At 74.4% G+C, this 2229-nt stretch carries 1 protein-coding gene; it reads left to right on the forward strand.

The features are described 5' to 3' along the window. Positions 1 to 259 precede the first annotated feature (259 nt). Positions 260 to 2229: protein kinase domain-containing protein (locus tag UWG_RS0107440; protein ID WP_016906574.1), on the forward strand; the 1970-nt coding region annotated here is incomplete at its 3' end.

Consider the following 2229-nt stretch of genomic DNA (forward strand, 5'->3'; position numbering starts at 1 on the left):
GCACAACACGCCGGACACCGCGTGCAGGCGCGCCTCGGGTGCGCCGGCGCGGAGGGTAGCTCACCGTCGGAGGAGGAATGTCAGCACGGACCCGTAATATGCGGTTCGCCTGTCGGGATCGGAGGGTCTGCGATGCCCCCGGGTTCGCGACCGGCGCCCTCGACAGGAAGAATCGGCCTCCGGGCCCCCGGCCCCTCGCAGCGGTGAGAAGCTGCACGGGGCGGACGACGACGAGCCCCCACGGGGAGGTGGCAGGCGAGTGGTGGAGCAACTGACGCAGCACGATCCGCGGCGGATCGGCCAGTTCGAGGTGCTCGGCCGTCTCGGCGCCGGAGGCATGGGGCTGGTGTACCTCGCCCGATCCGCCTCCGGCAGACGCGTGGCAATCAAGACGGTGCGGACCGAACTCGCCGAGGACCAGCTCTTCCGCGTCCGCTTCACCCGCGAGGTGGAGGCCGCGCGGGCGGTCAGCGGGTTCTACACGGCCGCTGTCGTGGACGCCGATCCGCGCGCCGCGGTGCCGTGGCTCGCCACCGCTTTCGTGCCGTCTCCCTCGCTCGAGGAGATAGTCACCGAATGCGGACCGCTTCCGGTCCAGGCCGTCCGCTGGCTCGCGGCGGGCGTCGCCGAGGCGCTCCAGTCGATCCACGGGGCAGGGCTGGTCCACCGGGACCTGAAGCCGTCGAACGTGCTGGTCGTGGAGGACGGCCCGCGGGTGATCGACTTCGGTATCGCCTCGGGCGTCTCCAACACGCGCCTGACGATGACCAACGTGGCCGTCGGCACCCCCGCCTACATGTCCCCCGAGCAGGCTCGCGACTCGCGCAGCGTCACGGGCGCCAGCGACGTCTTCTCGCTCGCCTCCACGCTGGTCTTCGCCGCGACGGGCCACGCGCCCTTCCACGGCGTCAACCCGGTGGAGACGGTCTTCATGCTCCTGCGTGAAGGCCCGGATCTGGAGGGCCTCCCCGAGGAGTTGCGCCCGCTGATCGAGTCGTGCATGCGCATGAACGCGGAGGAGAGGCCCACGCCTGCCGACCTCCAGGCGCAGCTCGCCCCGCACCTCTTCAGCGGCAAGGACGACAGCGGAACGGTTTCGGCGTGGCTGCCGGCGAAGGCCGTCGAGTTGATCGAGGAGCGGCGAGGCGTCCGTCCCAGGGTGCCGCGTGCGGAGCCGTCCGGCGGGCACGCGGCGGGAGCGCCCGTGCCCGGGCAGCAGGCCCCGCCCATGAGCCACGGCCAGGCGCCCGAGCCGAGCCGCTCCGCGCAGCCCGGTAGGCATGCGGCGTACCCGCCCGTATCCGCCGGGCCGCCCGCGGTCGGCGCCCGCGGCCCGCAGCAGAGCGCCGTCGCGCCGCAGCAGGGTGCGCACGCCGCCCCGGCACCCTCGGGCCTGCACGTCCCGGCGGACGGCGGCTCCGTCGTGCTCCCGGGCGCCCAGGTGCCGATCGGCCCCGGCCCGCGCCGCACGGACGAGCCGCCCCGCGAACCGGACGCAGGCCCCGGCACCGGCTGGGTGCGCCCTCCGAACGGTGCCCAGGCGCCCTCCCCGCCGCAGGCTTCCGCGCCGGAGCCGAGCGCCCCGCCGGAGGCGGCGGCGCGGTGGCGGCCGTGGCGGTTCCGGATGTCCAACGACGTCTGGGGCACCCCGTTCGTCGCCGACGACCTGCTCTACGTCACGTCGTTCGAGGTGCACGCGCTCGATGTGGCAAGCGGCAGGCGGCAGTTCAAGACGCGGGAGGTCGCCTGGTCGATGGCGGTCTCCGGCGGCAGGGTCCACGCCTCCGACGGCCCCAGCCTCTACGCGCTCGACGCGAGGGACGGCACCGAACGCTGGCGCCTCGGCACCGACGGCTGGGTCTACTCGCTGGCCGTGGACCGCGGCACCGTCGTCGTCGGTACCCGCGGCGGCGGCGTGCAGGCGTGGGAGGCAGCGAGCGGCGAGCGTCTCTGGGAAGTCGGCGGCATGCAGGCCGACTTCGAGACCCGCGAGGGCGGTCCCGTGATCGCGGACGGCCGCGTCTACGTCTGGGGCGAAGGCCGCCTGCACGCCCTGGAGGCGCGCACGGGCGCCGAGTTGTGGTCGTACCCGGTCGGGGACGCCTCGGTCACCGGCGGGGTACCCGTCCGGCTCACCGCAGCCGAGGACGGCACGGTCTACGTCTGCGCGGGTTCCAGGGTCTTCGCCCTCGACGTGCAGAGCGGCGCCGAGCGCTGGCGGTTCGACGC

Origin of the sequence: Streptomyces xiaopingdaonensis, from assembly GCF_000262345.1 — a bacterium.
Classification (GTDB): Bacteria; Actinomycetota; Actinomycetes; order Streptomycetales; family Streptomycetaceae; genus Streptomyces; species Streptomyces xiaopingdaonensis.